The sequence below is a fragment of the Candidatus Mycobacterium wuenschmannii genome (assembly GCF_030252325.1).
GTDB lineage: Bacteria > Actinomycetota > Actinomycetes > Mycobacteriales > Mycobacteriaceae > Mycobacterium > Mycobacterium wuenschmannii.
The window spans coordinates 2352359-2367163 of sequence record NZ_CP126981.1; the positions used below are offsets into that span (position 1 = coordinate 2352359).

Here is a 14805-nt window from a genome sequence, read left to right on the forward strand (position 1 = left end):
ACGCTCGTTTCCGGTCAGCAAACTCGCGCCGGATGTCCACCGGCTGGCATCGCTAGTCTGCTGAAATGGACAGAGGTCAACCTAAGTGGACTACCGGAGGAGCATGACGCATGTCGTATGTGACCACTAACCCCGAGGCGCTGGAATTCGCGGCGGGCAAATTGGAGGGCATCGGGACGGCGCTGGCCGCCCAGAACGCCGCATCCGCAGCCTCGACCGCGACCGTCGCCCCCGCCGCCGCCGACGAGGTTTCGGCTTTGCAGGCAACACAATTCAGCGCCTACGGCAACCTCTACCAACAGGTCAGCGAGCAGGCCACGGCTATCCATCAGGCCTTCGTGCAGATGCTCGGGACCAGCGCGGGTTCCTACGGCGTGACCGAGGCCGCTAACTCCGCCGCCACCGGTGCAGCCGATCCGGGCGGTTTCGACCTGTTCGGTCAGCTAACCCAGTTCGGCCAATTCGGCTTCGTTCCGGGCTTGCTCACCAACACCGGATTAGGCGTGATCGCGGGCGGACAGAATTTCGGCGCCGCGGCATCCGACTTCATTCCACTGGCCAACCAGTCCAGCGGTGGTGGCACGACACTTGTCGGCGACCCCGCGCCGCCGGCACCGACGCCTGCCGTCGGCGCGGCCGCCGCACCCACTGCGCCCGTGCTGGCGAGCATGAGCCAGTCGCCGACCGTCGGCGGCTTGTCGGTGCCGCCGAGCTGGGCCGGCGGCGGGGCTCCGCCGAGCACGACCCCGCTGAAGTTGACCGGCGCCGGGTGGACCGCGCCCGCACCGCACACCCCACAGGTGTCGACCGTGCCCGGCGGAGTGCCCTCCGTCGCGACCGGTGGCAGAACCTCCGGCCTGGGGGCGCCGCGCTACGGCATCAAACCCAGGGTCATGCCCCGCCCGACCGTCGTCTGACCCCGCCGCTCACTACTGAACAGGACCACGAGACATGCCTTTTGACTTCGCATCCCGCCCGCCTGAGATCAACTCCGCGCTGATCTACGCCGGCCCGGGAGCCGCTCCGATGATGGCCGCCGCGGCGGGCTGGAACAACCTGGCCGCCGAATTGAGCACGGCCGCAGCGTCTTACGAGTCGGTGATCTCCGAATTGGCCGGCGGCGAGTGGCTGGGCCCGGCCTCACTGGCGATGGCCGCGTCGGTCGAACCGTACGTGCAGTGGATGAACACCACCGCCGCAGCGGCCGAACGCGCCGCGGCGCAGGCCACCGCGTCGGCCGTCGCCTACCAGAACGCGTACGCGATGACGGTGCCACCGCCCCTGATCGCGGCCAACCGCGCGCAGCTGGCGACCCTGATCGCCACCAACATCCTGGGTCAGAACACCCCGGCGATACTCGCCAACGAGGCGCAGTACGCGGCCATGTGGGCCCAGGACGCCGCCGCGCTGTACGGCTATGCGGCGGCGTCAGCCAGCGCCGGTCAGCTGACGCCGTTGAAGGCCCCGGCATCGACCACCAACCCAGGCGGCACCGCCGCCCAGGGCGCCGCGGTCTCGACCGCCGGTACGCAGGGCCAGCTCAACCAGCTGGTGTCGACCCTGCCGAGCGCGATGCAGCAGCTCGCCGCGCCTGCCGACGCCACAACCTCCGAGGGTTTCCTCAACGACCTGTTCAGCTCAGGCAGCAACATCGGCATTTACAACAGCGGGGTCGCGCTCATCGGCGCGGGTTCCAACGCCGTCGCGTGGAACGTGTTCGAGGCGATCGCGACCGGTGTGACCGGCAACGCGGCGTCGACCGCCCCCGCTGCCGCGGCGCTCGCGCCCGCGGCACTGACCCCGGCGCTGGCCGGATCGGTCGCACCGTCCGCGACGCCGGTGCTGGCCGGCGCGGGCCAGGCGGCGACGGTCGGCCGGATGTCGGTGCCCGCGGCGTGGACGGCGGCGGCACCGGAGCCGACCACCGAGACGGTGACGGCGGCGGCCTGGACCGCCGACGTCGACGAGGGCAGCGTGACGAACGTGGCAACCGGCATGCCCGCGGCGGCGACCACCGGCCGCGGCGGCTACAGCGTCGCGACGCCGCGGTACGGCGTCAAGCCGACGGTGATGCCGACTCGAGTCCTGGTCTGACTCCGGCCGGCGACCGCAGAGCGGTGCCCATGGTCTCCGGGAGCACGTAGGTGCAGACGGCGCTGGCCAGCGCCATGACCGTCAACAGCGGGCCGACCGCCCAGCTGCCGTAGCTGGCCTGCAGGGTGCCGGCGATCAGCGGTGGCAGGGCCGCACCGAGGATGCCGGCGAGGTTCACCGCCAGCGCCGATCCGCTGTAGCGGTAGCGGGTGGCGAACAACTCGGGCACGAACGCGCCAGTCGGCCCGGACCCGATCCCGGTGATCGCGAACATGCCCACCACCGCGACGCCGTAGAACAACGGTTTTCCGGTGTCCAGTAACGGCATCACGACGAACGACCAGAGCACGCAACCCGACCAGCCGCACAGCATCATCCGGCGGCGGCCGACCCGGTCGCTCAGATTCGCCGAGACCGTGATGGACACCAGGCCGGCCAACCCACCCAGCGCGCCGACCGACCAGACGAAGGTGCGGCTGTAATCGAGGTGGGAGTGCGCGTACAGCGGCAGGAACGTGTTGGCCATGTAGACGAAGCACATCCCGCTCAGGATGCTGCCTCCGGCCAGCACGATCTCGCGCCGTTGCAGGCGCAGCAATTCCGTGATGGGCGCGTCGGGAACCAGGTTGCGCTTCTTCTCCTCGACGAACACCGGCGTCTCGTCGATCCGCAGCCGCACATAGAGCGCGATGCCGATCAGCACCGCGCTGATCAGAAACGGGATCCGCCAGCCCCACTGCAGAAATGCCCAGCTGCCCTCGCCGATGCTGACGTTGACGCCCAGGAACGTCAGGCAGGTCATCATCGTCGCCATTGCCCCGCCCAGCGTCGTGAACTTGCCGTACCGCCCGCGCTGGTCGGCCGGCGCGTATTCGGCGCTCAGCAGCACCGACCCGGCCCACTCGCCGCCCGCCGCGAAGCCTTGCAACAGTCGCAGCGCGATCAGGATCAGCGGCGCCGCCACCCCGATGGACGCCGTGGTCGGGACCAGGCCGACCCCGACCGTGGCGACGGCCATCAGCAGCAACGTCGCGATCAGGGTCCGCTTGCGCCCGAGCCGGTCGCCGAAGTACCCGAAGGTCGCTCCGCCGATCGGGCGGGAGATGAAGGCGCTGGCGAACGTGCCCAGCGAGGCGACGGTCGCCATGGTCGGGCTGAGGTCGGGAAAGAACACCGTCGGGAACACCAGCGCGGCGGCGGTGCCGTAGATCAGGAAGTCGTAGAACTCGATGGCGGAGCCGACGAGGCACGCGGCGGCGATGCGCCGCATGGAGGTGCCAGAGGTCGTCACGGCTACGACGGTAGGAGAAACCGGCGCCGCTGTCACACCTGCCGCGCGCGATCAGCCCTGAGTCAGGAGTTGCTTCTTCAACACCTTGCCCATGGCGTTTCGCGGTAACTCGGCGACGATCCGCACCTCGCGCGGCCTCTTGTGCACCGAAAGCTGCTGGGCCACATAGTCGATCAGCTCCTGCGGCTGGGCGTCGCCGACGATGAAAGCGACAATGCGCTGGCCCAGGTCGTCGTCGGGCAGGCCGACCACCGCCGCCTCGGCGACACCGGGATGCCCGAGCAGCACGGTCTCGATCTCGCCGGCCCCAACGCGGTAGCCGCCGGATTTGATGAGGTCGACCGACTCGCGGCCGACGATGCGGTGCATACCGTCGCCGTCGATGACGGCCGCGTCGCCGGTGCGGTACCAGCCGTCGGCGTCGAACGCCTCCGCGGTTGCGTCCGGCCGGTTCAGGTAGCCGTTGAACAACGTCGCACCCCGAACCTGCAGTCGCCCAATGGTTTCCGCGTCGTGCGGCACCGGGTTGTCGTTGTCGTCGACCAGCCGCGTCTCGATGCCGGCCAGCGGCAGGCCCACCCAGCCGGGCCGGCGCTCGCCGTCGACTCGGGTGGACAGCGTGATCAGCGACTCGGTCGAGCCGTAGCGCTCCAGCGGTGCGTGCCCCGTCAGTTCGACCAGCTTGTCGAACACCGGCACCGGCAGGCCGGCGCTGCCCGACACCAGCAGCCGCGCCGAACGCAGCGCCTCGGCCGCCGCCGGGTCGGCCACCACCCGTGACCACACGGTCGGCACGCCGAAATACAGCGACCCCTGGGCCGCCGCGTATGCCTCGGGTGTTGGTTTTCCGGTGTGCACGAAGCGATTTCCGACCCGCAGCGAACCGAGCAGGCCGAGCACCAGGCCGTGCACGTGGAACAGCGGCAGGCCGTGCACGAGCGTGTCATCGGCCGTCCACTGCCACGCTTCGGCGAGGGCATCCAGGTCGGCAGCGAGCGCCTGGCCGCTGAGCTGCACCCCTTTCGGCGGACCGGTGGTGCCCGAGGTGTAGATGATCAGCGCGGTGTCCCGCGGCGACGGTTCGGGCTGCTGATGCCACGACCGCGCGCCCATCCGGACCGGAATGTGCGGCAGCCCCTCGGGTTCGTCCGGCAGCGGTCCAAGCCAGGCCTGGGCGCCGGAGTCGGTGAGGATGTGGCGCCGCTCGGCCTGCCCGACGTCGGCCGGCACCGGCACCACCGGCACCCCGGCGATCAGGCAGCCGGCGATCGCCAGCGCGGTCGGTGCGGTGGGCGTGGCCAGCACGGCGATCACCCCGGCGCCGCGGATCCGCTCGGCGACCGAGTTGGCGGCGCCGACCACGTCGCTGCGGCTGAGCGCGGTGTCACCGAACCGGACGGCGGCCTCGAGATCGCGGCCACCTGCGACAACGGAGGGATCGAGCGAGGTGAGCAGCACGTCAGCAGGCTAGCCCATCGGCCTCTCGCCGATCACCCGGTCGTGACGCAGGGCGTCGAGGTCGGCGCCGGTCAGTCCGAGGGCGCCGAGGATCTCGTCGTTGTGCTGACCGAGAGTGGGCGCGACGAAGCGGTGATGCCGGTCCGGGCCCGGGGCGATGCGCAGCGGCCAGCCCGGGTAGCGCAGGCGGCCGGTGACCGGATGCTCGAACTCTTCGTAGAAGCCGCGCTCGTCGAGGCCGGGCAGGTCGTACATGTGCTCGGCCGTGGTCACGGTCTCCACCGGTATATCAAGCAGGGCCGCAACGATTTTCGCGGAATCGAGGGTCTGCGTCCACGCCGCGACCGCCGCGTCGAACGCGTCGTGGTCGCCCGGCAGGTCGTCGCACCCCATCGCGCCGGCCAGGCGGGCCGCGTCGTCGTAATCGCGCACGGTGAGCGCCACCCACGCGTCGTCGGCGGTCGGGTAGACGCCCTGGCGGACGCCGCGCCTGCGGTTGCCCTCCCGGGGCCGGACGACGCCGTTCATCGAGTAGTCGATCACCGGTTCGGCGGTGACGGCGGCGCCGACCTCGATCTGCGCGACCTCGATCAGCTGGCCCTCCCCGGTGCGGCGCCGATGTTCCAGTGCCGCAAGCAAAGCCACGCCCGCGTGCACGCCGACGATCGGGTCGGCCGGACCCTGCACGTTGCACGGCGGGCCGTCGGCATAGCCGGTGACGGCCGTCATGCCGGAGACCTGCTCGATGTTCAGCGCCCAGCCGACGTAGTCGCGCCACGGCCCGTCGAGGCCGAAACCCGGCATCCGGACGGCGATCACGTCGGGGCGCAACGCTGCCAGCGAGTCGTAGTCCAGCCCGAACTGCTCCACGACCCGCGGCGAATAGTTCTCCACCACCACGTCGGCCCGGGCGGCGAGGCGGCGGGCGATCTCGCGGCCGCGCGGCGAGCCGAGGTCCAGCGTGATGTCGCGCTTGTTGAGGTTGGTGGCCTGCCACAGCGGGCTGCGTTCGTACCAGTCCTCGCCCTCGAAGGGTTGGGCACCCGAGTAGCGAAACCCGTCCGGCCGCTGGATTGACTCCACCTTGACCACGTCGGCGCCGAACGCGCCGAGATAGCAGGTGAGATAGCCGCCCGCCCAAAAGGTGCTCAGGTCAAGCACTTTGAGCCCGGCGAACGGCGACGACGGTTCCGCGACCGGCGCGGCGGGCGGCCGCGCCTCATGTCCGTGGGCAACTCCGGGGGGCGTCTTGGACAGCCGAACCGGCGGGCCGGGCTGTCGGAACGACCAGTCCTTGCCGCCGCTCTCGACGAAGAAGCCGCGCGCGCGGTACTGCGGATTGTCCAGTGCCGCAGCGCCGTCGGCGACCGGCGCCGCCGGAATCCGCATGGCCTGACAGAGTTCCACGATGTCGTCGACGGACCGCTGATCGAGCCAGGGCTGGGCGGCGGCATAGAACGCCGCGCGCTCCGGGCCGCCCATCAGGATCGCGAACTGCTGCTCGCCGTACTCGGGCAACTCGAGCATGTCGCACACGTCGAGCCAGTGCTGCCCGGTCAGGCAGTTGATCCCGACCCAGCCGTCGGCGGCGCGGACCACGCCGAGCATCGGCGCCTGGCGGATGTTCGTGGGCAGGCCGAGCGCCCGCATCCGCTGATGGGTCATCATCGGATAGGGCAGCGTGGACAGCAGCGACTCCAGCACCGAGACGTCGACCTCGGTCACCTGTCCGGGCGGCGCGATCCGCAGGGCGGTCAGCGCGCCGAGGGCCGCGTACCCACCGGCGACGTACTCGGCGATCCGCGCGCCGGCCTGCACCGGCGGCCGGTCGGGGTCACGGGCGTTGATCCACCCGGAGATCGCCTGCATGGTCAGCGGCGACGCCGCCCGGTCGCGCAGCGGCCCGTGCTGCCCGAAGTCGGATATCCGCACCACCACCAGGCGCGAATTCGTGTGCGGGACAACGGCTCCGTGCCCGTCGACGAGAATATCCGCCTCGGCGATCAATGCGCCGGCATCACCCGCCGGCGCGCTGCGTTTGTTGCCGTTGAGGTACTCGAACAACCCGGCCCGATCGGGGTCCGGCCGGTCGCCGGGAAACGGTCCCCAGCGCCGCAGCGGATCACCCTGCGGTGGTTCGATTTTCGTGACGTCGGCGCCGAGATCGGCGAGCAACTTGCCGCAGTACGGGCCCGAGATCTCGTCGGCGAGTTCGACGACGCGCACCCCTTGCAGAGCACCTGTCACGCCGGCAGTCCCATGGCCTTCGGCTCCATGTACTGACGAATCCCGACGATGCCGCCACTCTCCCGGCCGACCCCGCTCTGCTTGAATCCGCCGAACGGCGCACCGCCCGGGCCGAATCCGTTGACGGCGATCTGCCCGGTGCGCACCTTGCGGGCGACGGCCAGCGCCCGGTCGACGTCGCCGCCCCACACCGCACCGGACAATCCGTACTGCGAGTTGTTGGCGATCCGCACCGCCTCGTCATCGCCGCTGTAGCGCAGGACCGACAGCACCGGGCCGAACACCTCCTCCTGCGCGATCGTCGAATCCGGGGTCACTCCGGTGAGAATCGTCGGCTCGAAGTAGAAGCCCTTGTCCGCGCCTGCGGGCCGGCCGCCGCCGGTGACCACCTTGGCCCCGTCGTCCAGCGCCGTATTCACGTGCGCCTGAACGCGTTTGACCTGGGCATCGCTGATCAGCGGTCCCATCGTGACGTCCGGGTCGGTGGGGTCGCCGACCTTGACCGCCCGCGCCAGCGCGACCAGCCGGTCGACTACCTCGTCGTGGATCGCGTCCGGCAGCAGCAGCCGGCTGTGCAGGATGCACGCCTGGCCGGCGTGAAAGGAGCACGATTCGAACAACATTCGCTGCAATGTCGCGTCGTCCAGCGTGGCGTCGTCGAGCACGATGCTGGCCGACTTGCCGCCGAGTTCGAGTAGCAACCGCTTCATGCCCGGCCCGGCCGCGGTCATCACCTCGCGGCCGACCACCGAACTGCCGGTGAAGCTGACCATGTCGATCCGGGGGTCGACGGTCAGCAGCTTGCTGGATTCGATATCGGTCGGGGTCACGACGTTGACCACACCCGCGGGAATGTCGGTGTGCTCGTCGATGATTCGGGCGAGCGCGAGACCGGCCAGCGGTGCCAGCGGCGACGGCTTGAGCACGACGGTGTTGCCCGCGGCAAGCGCGGCGCAGACCTTCATCACGTTGAGGGTGTGCGGGAAGTTCCACGGCGTCAGGATCGACACCACACCGAGCGGTTCGTAGCGCAGCAGGGTTTTGCCCGCCGCGCCGAAGGCGTCGATCGGCTCCTCGACCGGATGGGTCGCCAACTCGGCCGCGTTCAGCGCGGCGAACGCCGGCCCCTCGACGTGGATCACGCGCTCGTTGGACGTGCAGCCCCACTCCTGTTGCGCCAGCGCGTAAAAGTCGTCGGCGTGCGCGAGCAACGCCTCGCCTAGTTGGTTGAGAAACCGAGCCCGGTCCTCGGGGCTCGTGTCGGCCCACGGGCCGGAGTCGAAGGCCGCCCGGGCCGCGGCGACCGCGCTGCCGACCTGCGCCTGGCTGGGGTCGGGGACCGACGCGAACGCGGCCTCGGTGGCCGGGTTGACGTCGTCGTAGCGCCCGCTTTCCGGGTCCACCCACTGGCCGTCGATGTAAACCGCGTAGGTGTCGATCAAAGACATGTCGATTCCTTCCGGCGGATCAACGTTTGGTCTACACCTGTCGGATGGGTGTCGTCAATGCTCTGACGAACTCTGCGGGCATTTCAGTTCAACGGCAAGCATATTGACATCGCCGGGACGGCCGGAGTAGACAGAGTCAACCGGACAGATCGAACCGATATGTCCGATCAGCTTCGTCGAGGAGGCGTGGGTGCAGGTCAAGTCCAGCTCGACGATTCCGCTGCACTCCCCGGACTTCTACGCAGGCGATCCCTATCCCGCCTACCGCGAACTGCGCGCGACGGCGCCGGTGGTCTGGAACGACGTCACCAACTTCTGGGCGCTGCTCAAATACGAGGACGTTCGGTATGTGTCCAGCAACCCGGCGATCTTCACCTCGACGCAGGGCATCACCATCCCGGACCCGGCGCTGCCGAGCCCGGTGCAGCCGGGCGGCCTGATCTTCACCGACCCGCCGCGGCACCGGCAGATGCGCAAGCTGATCAACTCCGGCTTCACTCGACGCCGCGTCTCGGTGCTGGAACCCAAGATCCGCGAGCTGGTCCGCGGCATCCTGGACGGCCTGGAGCCGAATTCGGTGCACGAGTTCGCCGAGACGATCGCCGCCCCGCTGCCCACCCGGCTGATCGCCGAGCTGATCGGCGCGCCGCCCGACGATTGGGAGCAGTTCCGCGCCTGGTCCGACGCCGCCACCGGGACCGCCGACCCGGAGATCGAACTCGACCCGATGGTCGCCGCGGGGCAGCTGTTCGAGTACTTCCAGAAGCTGATCGGCGAACGACGCGTCGAGCCACGCGACGACCTGCTGTCGGTATTGGCCGGAGCGGAGATCGACGGCGACCGGCTCACCGACGAGGACCTGCTGAACTTCGCCTTCCTGCTGCTGGTGGCCGGCAATGAGACGACCCGCAACCTGATCGCGCTCGGCACGATGGCGCTGATGACGCATCCCGATCAGCAGCGGCTGCTGGTCGACGACCCGTCGCGGATTCCCGCCGCCATCGAGGAGATGCTGCGCTGGAACAGCCCGGTGGTGCACATGGCCCGCGCCGCGACGGTCGACACCGAGATCCGCGGCCAGCGCATCGCCGAGGGCGAAGTCGTGGTGATGCTGTACGGCTCGGCCAACCGCGACGAGGACGTCTTCGGCCCCGACTCCGAGGCGTTCGACCTCACCCGCAACCCCAACCCGCACATCGCGTTCGGCTGCGGCGAACACTCCTGCATCGGAGCACAATTGGCGCGCCTGGAGGCAACCGTGATGTTCGAGGAGCTGCTGCGCCGCTTCCCACGCCTCGAACTGGTCGGCCAGGTCGACCGGATGCGGGCCACTATGGTGCCCGGCGTCAAGCGGATGCCGGTCAGGCTCGGGGTCTGAGACGATGCGACTCGAGTACACCCCCGAGCAGGAGCAGCTTCGCGACGAGATCCGCGCGACCGTGCAGACCGTGATGACGCCGGAGCGTCAGGCCGCGGTGAGCGAACGGATGGAGGGCGGCCCCGCCGTCCGCGAATGCGTGCAGGCTCTGGCGAAGGCCGACCTGCTCGGCGTGGGCTGGCCGAAAGAGTTTGGTGGACGCGGCTTTTCAGCGATCGAGCAGTTCATCTTCGCCGAAGAGGCGCGACGGGTGAACGCGCCGATCCCGCTGGTGACGCTGAACACCGTCGGGCCGACGCTGATGCACTACGGCACCGAGGAGCAGAAGCAGCAGTTCCTGCCCGCGATCCTGGACGGCAGCGTCGAGTTCGCGATCGGCTACTCCGAGCCCGGCGCGGGCAGCGACCTCGCGTCGTTGCGCACCAACGCCGTTCGCGACGGTGACGACTACATCATCAACGGCCAGAAGATGTTCACCAGCGGCGCCGGCTACGCCGACTACATCTGGCTGGCCGCCCGAACCGATCCAGCTGCCAAGAAGCACAAGGGTATTTCGATCTTCATCGTTCCCACCTCGTCGCCCGGGTTCTCGTGGCAGCCGCTGCACACCATGCCCGGCGTCTCGACCTTTTACACTTTCTACGACAACGTGCGAGTGCCGGCCAGCGCGATCGTGGCGGGCGAGAACCAGGGCTGGCAGTTGATCACCACCCAGCTGAATTTCGAACGCGCCGCACTGGGCAACCTCGGCGCCCTCGAGCCGTTGTTCGAGCAGACGCTGGAGTGGGCGCAGGAGACCGAACTCGACGGCGGCCGGGTGATCGACCAACCGTGGGTGCAGCAGGCGCTGGCCCGCGTCGAGGCCGAGGTCGCGGCCTACAAGCTGATCAACCTGCATGTCAACGCCGCGATGACCAAGGGTGGGAAGAACATCGGGCTTGAAATGGGTGAGGCGTCGGCCGCGAAGGTGTTCGGCACCGAGCTGGCGCCGACCGTCGCCCGTCAGCTGCTGGAAGTGTTGGACCACAACGGGTTACGCCGCGGCGCCGACGCCCCGCTGCGCGGCGCGCTGGAGTCGGCCTACCGCGTCGCGGTGATCAGCACCTTCGGCGGTGGGGCCAACGAAATTCAGCGCGACATCATCGCGATGGCCGGACTGGGCATGCCGCGCGCTCCACGCGACCTGCGAGCAACCGAGAAATCAGGAGGATCCTCTCAGTGACCGACACCGACCTGCACGACAAACTGAAGGCCCTCGTCGGCAAGCACACCGGTGGCGCCGCAAAGCCGTCGGTGGCGCCGGATCCGGTGAACCAGCCGATGATCCGGCACTGGGCGTATGCACTCGACGACATGAACCCGGTCTACCTGGACCCGGAGTTCGCGGAGAAGTCGCGGTTCGGCGGCATCGTCTCGCCACCGGTGATGCTGCAGACCTGGACGATGCCGGCTCCGAAGCTCGAGGGCATCGGCGAGCGCGGCGGCTCCCCCGTCGAAATCACCAACAACCCCACCGCGTTTCTCGACGAGGCCGGCTACACCAGCATCGTCGCGACCAACTCGGAATTCGAGATCAACCGTTACCCCAAGCTGGGCGACGAGATCAGCGCGACCTCGGTGTACGAGGAGGTCTCCGACGAGAAGACCACGGCGCTGGGCACCGGCTTCTTCGTCACCTGGGTGCTGACCTACTCGGACCAACACGGCGAAGTGCTTGGCAAGCAACGCTTTCGGGTCCTGCGATTCAAGCCGGCCAACTGATGGCGACGCGACTCCCGCCCGCCGTCAGCCCGGACACCGAGTTCTTCTGGAACGGGCTGCGGGACCACAAGCTGTTGATCCAACGCTGCAACGGATGTCAGACGGTACGCAACCCACCGCAGCCGATGTGCCCGAAGTGCCGATCGCTGGACTGGACTCCGATCGAGTCGTCCGGCCGCGGCACCGTCTACAGCTTCGTGATGCCACACGAGCCGAAGTTCCCGTTCTTCGACTATCCCTACATCGTCGCGTTGATCGAACTCGACGAGGGTGTGCGGATCGTGTCGAACCTGACCGGCATCGACCCGGGCGACGTGCAGGTCGGCATGCCGGTCGAGGTGTACTTCGGAGAGTTCGACGACCTTGTGCTGCACCAGTTCCGGCCGGCGGGGTGACATGGACTTCACCTTCACCGAAGAGCAGGAGACGATCAGTAAGCTCGCCCGCGACGTGCTGGAGCGCCGCGCCACGCCGGAGCGGCTGACCGAACTCGAAGCCGGCGACCTGCGCTACGACGCGTCGTTGTGGAAGGAATTGGCCGGGGTCGATCTGCTCGGCACCGCGCTACCGGAGTCGTTGGGCGGCAACGGCGGTGGCTTCGTCGAACTCGGCGTTCTCCTGGCCGAGGTCGGGTCGACGGTGGCGGCGGTGCCCGCCTACCCGACGCTGCTACTCGGGGCCGACCCGATCGCCCGGTACGGGAATTCCGGACAGCAGCAACGCTTTCTGCCCGGTGTCATCGACGGCAGCCGCATCCTGACCGCGGGTCTGCACGAGCCCGGCCGCACCGACCCGACCGCACCGGCCACCACCGCCCGCCGCGACGGCGACGCCTGGCGGCTGGACGGGGTCAAGGAACTGGTGTCCTACGGACAACTCGCCGACACCCTGCTGATTCCCGCGACGGTCGACGACCGGGCGGCGCTGTTCCTGCTGCCGGTCGACGCGCCCGGTGTCGAGATCCGCCCGGTGGCGACCACCAACCGCGAGCCGCACGCCGACGTGTTCCTCGACGGCGCCGTCGCGACCGATCGACTCGACGGCGACCGGCTGGTCGAGTCGCTGTACACCCGCGCGCTGATCGGGTTGTGCGCGGTCCAGGTCGGCGTCGCAGACCGGGCACTGCGGATGGCCGCCGAATACACCAGCGGCCGTGAGCAATTCGGCCGTCCGATCGGCAGCTTCCAGGCCGTGCAGCAACGGATGGCTGATGCCTTCATCGACCTCGAAGCGATCCGGTGGACCACCTGGCACGCGGCCTGGCTGATCGCAGAAGGCCGCCCGGCCGACCGCGCGGCGCACATCGCCAAGTTCTGGGCCGCCGAGGCCGGAGCGCGGATCGCCGCCACCGCCCAACACGTGCACGGCGGGATCGGTATCGACGTCACCTATCCCCTGCATCGATATTTCCTGTGGGCCAAGCACAACGAACTCACCTTGGGGTCAGCCACGCAGCAGCTGGTCCACCTCGGCAGCACATACTCGAAAGGACGGCCATGACGACCGCCAAAGCACGCACCGAGACCTTGAAGTGGGCCGATATCAACGTCGGCGACGAGGTGACGCCGCTGGAGGTTCCGGTGACCACCACGATGATCGTGGCCGGCGCGATCGCGTCCCGCGACTTCATGCCGGTGCACCACGACGCGGTCTACGCCAAACAGCAGGGCTCGCCCAACCTGTTCATGAACATCCTGACGTCGAACGGGTACTGCGTCCGGTTTCTCACCGACTGGGCCGGCCCGGAGGCGATGATCACCAAGCTCGCGATTCGCCTTGGCGTGCCGTCGTTTCCGGACGACCCGCTGCGCTTCACCGGCGAGGTCACCGGCAAGACCGAAAGGGGCGAGGGGCGGGACCGTGAAGGTTTGATCGAGGTCACCTTCAAGGCGGCCAACAGCCTCGGCAACCACGTCTCCGGCACCGCTGTGGTGAGCCTGCTGGACGGTGGCGGCGCATGACGGAGTCGAAATTGGCCGGCACCACCGCCATCGCCGGCATCGGCCAGACCGAGTTCTCCAAGGAATCCGGCCGCAGCGAACTGCAATTGGCGTGCGAGTCGGTCAGCGCCGCACTCAACGACGCGGGCCTGTCACCCGGCGACGTCGACGGCATGGTCACCTTCACGATGGACTCCAGCGACGAGATCGAGGTCGCCCGCAATGTCGGCATCGGCGATCTGACGTTCTTCTCCCGCGTCCCACACGGGGGCGGAGCGGCCGCCGGCACCGTCGCGCACGCGGCGATGGCGGTGGCGGCGGGCGAGGCCGACGTGGTGGTCTGCTGGCGCGCCTTCAACGAGCGGTCGGGCTTCCGGTTCGGCGGGAGCGGGCGCACCAGCGCCGAAACACCGTTGTTCATGGCGCATTACGCGCCGTTCGGTTTACTCACGCCGGCGGCGTGGGTCGCCCTGCACGCGCAGCGCTACATGTCGACGTATGGAGTTACCAACGAGGACTTCGGTCGCATCGCGGTGGTGGACCGCAAGCACGCCGCCACGAACCCCGACGCCTGGTTCTACGAGCGACCGATCACGCTGGAGGATCACCAGAAATCGCGCTGGATCATCGAACCCGTTCTGCGACTGCTGGATTGCTGCCAGGAGAGTGACGGCGGGGTCGCGTTGGTCGTCACCAGCGCCGAGCGGGCGCGTGACCTGAAGCAGCCGCCCGCGATCATCTCCGCGGCGGCGCAGGGCGCCGCGTCCAACGGCGAGATGATGACCAGCTACTACCGCGACGACATCACCGGCCTGCCCGAGATGGGTGTGGTGGCCAACAAGCTGTGGCGCGACTCCGGACTGAAGCCGAGCGACATCCAAACCGCCTTCATCTACGACCATTTCACGCCGTTCGTGTTCACCCAGTTCGAGGAACTCGGCTTCTGCGGGCGCGGCGAGGCCAAGGACTTCGCCACCGTCGAGCGGCTGTCGCTGGGCGGCGAGTTACCGATCAACACCAACGGCGGCCTGTTGGGCGAGGCCTACATCCACGGCATGAACGGCATCACCGAAGGCGTGCGCCAGGTTCGCGGCACGTCCCACAACCAGGTGGACAATGTCGAGCACGTCCTCGTCACCTCGGGCACCGGGGTGCCGACCAGCGGGCTGATTCTCGCGACGGGCTGAC

Annotated in this window: 13 protein-coding genes; 9 read left to right on the plus strand and 4 right to left on the minus strand. The window is 68.9% G+C overall.

Annotated elements, in window-relative coordinates:
- Window positions 1-110 precede the first annotated feature (110 nt).
- Both PT015_RS11085 and PT015_RS11090 read left to right on the plus strand, forming a co-directional pair.
- A complete protein-coding gene (locus PT015_RS11085; RefSeq protein WP_285190663.1) occupies window positions 111-917 on the plus strand; it encodes a PPE family protein, SVP subgroup in 807 nt (268 codons plus the stop codon).
- A gap of 34 nt (window positions 918-951) precedes the next feature.
- On the plus strand, window positions 952-2094 hold the full coding sequence (locus PT015_RS11090) for a PPE family protein (RefSeq protein WP_285190664.1): 1143 nt from the start codon (window positions 952-954) through the stop codon (window positions 2092-2094).
- Here the strand turns inward: PT015_RS11090 and PT015_RS11095 are convergent.
- The 4 genes from PT015_RS11095 to PT015_RS11110 all read right to left on the minus strand — a co-directional run bounded on the left by PT015_RS11095 (window position 2057) and on the right by PT015_RS11110 (window position 8538).
- On the minus strand, window positions 2057-3364 hold the full coding sequence (locus PT015_RS11095) for an MFS transporter (RefSeq protein WP_285191055.1): 1308 nt from the start codon (window positions 3362-3364) through the stop codon (window positions 2057-2059). The two genes, PT015_RS11090 and PT015_RS11095, sit on opposite strands and share 38 nt — an antisense overlap.
- 72 nt (window positions 3365-3436) lie before the next feature.
- Window positions 3437-4843, minus strand: coding sequence for an acyl-CoA synthetase (locus PT015_RS11100; RefSeq protein ID WP_285190666.1), 1407 nt, complete (start codon window positions 4841-4843; stop codon window positions 3437-3439).
- A 9-nt stretch (window positions 4844-4852) separates the two neighbouring features.
- The gene (locus PT015_RS11105; RefSeq protein WP_285190668.1) at window positions 4853-7090 is read right to left on the minus strand and encodes a CaiB/BaiF CoA transferase family protein; all 2238 of its coding nucleotides are present in this window, start codon (window positions 7088-7090) and stop codon (window positions 4853-4855) included.
- Window positions 7087-8538 (minus strand): aldehyde dehydrogenase family protein, encoded by a 1452-nt coding sequence (locus tag PT015_RS11110; RefSeq protein WP_285190669.1) that lies wholly within the window; start codon window positions 8536-8538, stop codon window positions 7087-7089. The genes PT015_RS11105 and PT015_RS11110 overlap by 4 nt, the downstream gene beginning before the upstream one ends.
- Window positions 8539-8758: 220 nt before the next feature.
- Between PT015_RS11110 and PT015_RS11115 the strand changes: the two genes are divergently transcribed.
- Genes PT015_RS11115 through PT015_RS11145 form a run of 7 tightly spaced genes read left to right on the plus strand, consistent with a single transcriptional unit; the run spans window position 8759 to window position 14804 of the window.
- On the plus strand, window positions 8759-9916 hold the full coding sequence (locus PT015_RS11115; RefSeq protein ID WP_285191056.1) for a cytochrome P450: 1158 nt from the start codon (window positions 8759-8761) through the stop codon (window positions 9914-9916).
- A 4-nt stretch (window positions 9917-9920) separates the two neighbouring features.
- Complete coding sequence (locus PT015_RS11120; protein ID WP_285190670.1) at window positions 9921-11138, plus strand: acyl-CoA dehydrogenase family protein; 1218 nt, start codon at window positions 9921-9923, stop codon at window positions 11136-11138.
- Window positions 11126-11677, plus strand: a complete 552-nt coding sequence (locus PT015_RS11125) for an FAS1-like dehydratase domain-containing protein (RefSeq protein WP_390888016.1) — start codon at window positions 11126-11128, stop codon at window positions 11675-11677. The genes PT015_RS11120 and PT015_RS11125 overlap by 13 nt, the downstream gene beginning before the upstream one ends.
- The gene (locus PT015_RS11130; protein ID WP_285190672.1) at window positions 11677-12072 is read left to right on the plus strand and encodes a Zn-ribbon domain-containing OB-fold protein; all 396 of its coding nucleotides are present in this window, start codon (window positions 11677-11679) and stop codon (window positions 12070-12072) included. The genes PT015_RS11125 and PT015_RS11130 overlap by 1 nt, the downstream gene beginning before the upstream one ends.
- 1 nt (window position 12073) lies before the next feature.
- Window positions 12074-13177, plus strand: a complete 1104-nt coding sequence (locus tag PT015_RS11135) for an acyl-CoA dehydrogenase family protein (RefSeq protein ID WP_285190673.1) — start codon at window positions 12074-12076, stop codon at window positions 13175-13177.
- Entirely contained in the window at window positions 13174-13638 is a 465-nt protein-coding gene (locus PT015_RS11140; RefSeq protein ID WP_285190675.1) for a MaoC family dehydratase, read from the plus strand. Before PT015_RS11135 ends, PT015_RS11140 begins: the two co-directional genes overlap by 4 nt.
- On the plus strand, window positions 13635-14804 hold the full coding sequence (locus PT015_RS11145; protein ID WP_285190676.1) for a lipid-transfer protein: 1170 nt from the start codon (window positions 13635-13637) through the stop codon (window positions 14802-14804). The genes PT015_RS11140 and PT015_RS11145 overlap by 4 nt, the downstream gene beginning before the upstream one ends.
- The last annotated feature ends 1 nt before the right edge of the window (window position 14805 follow it).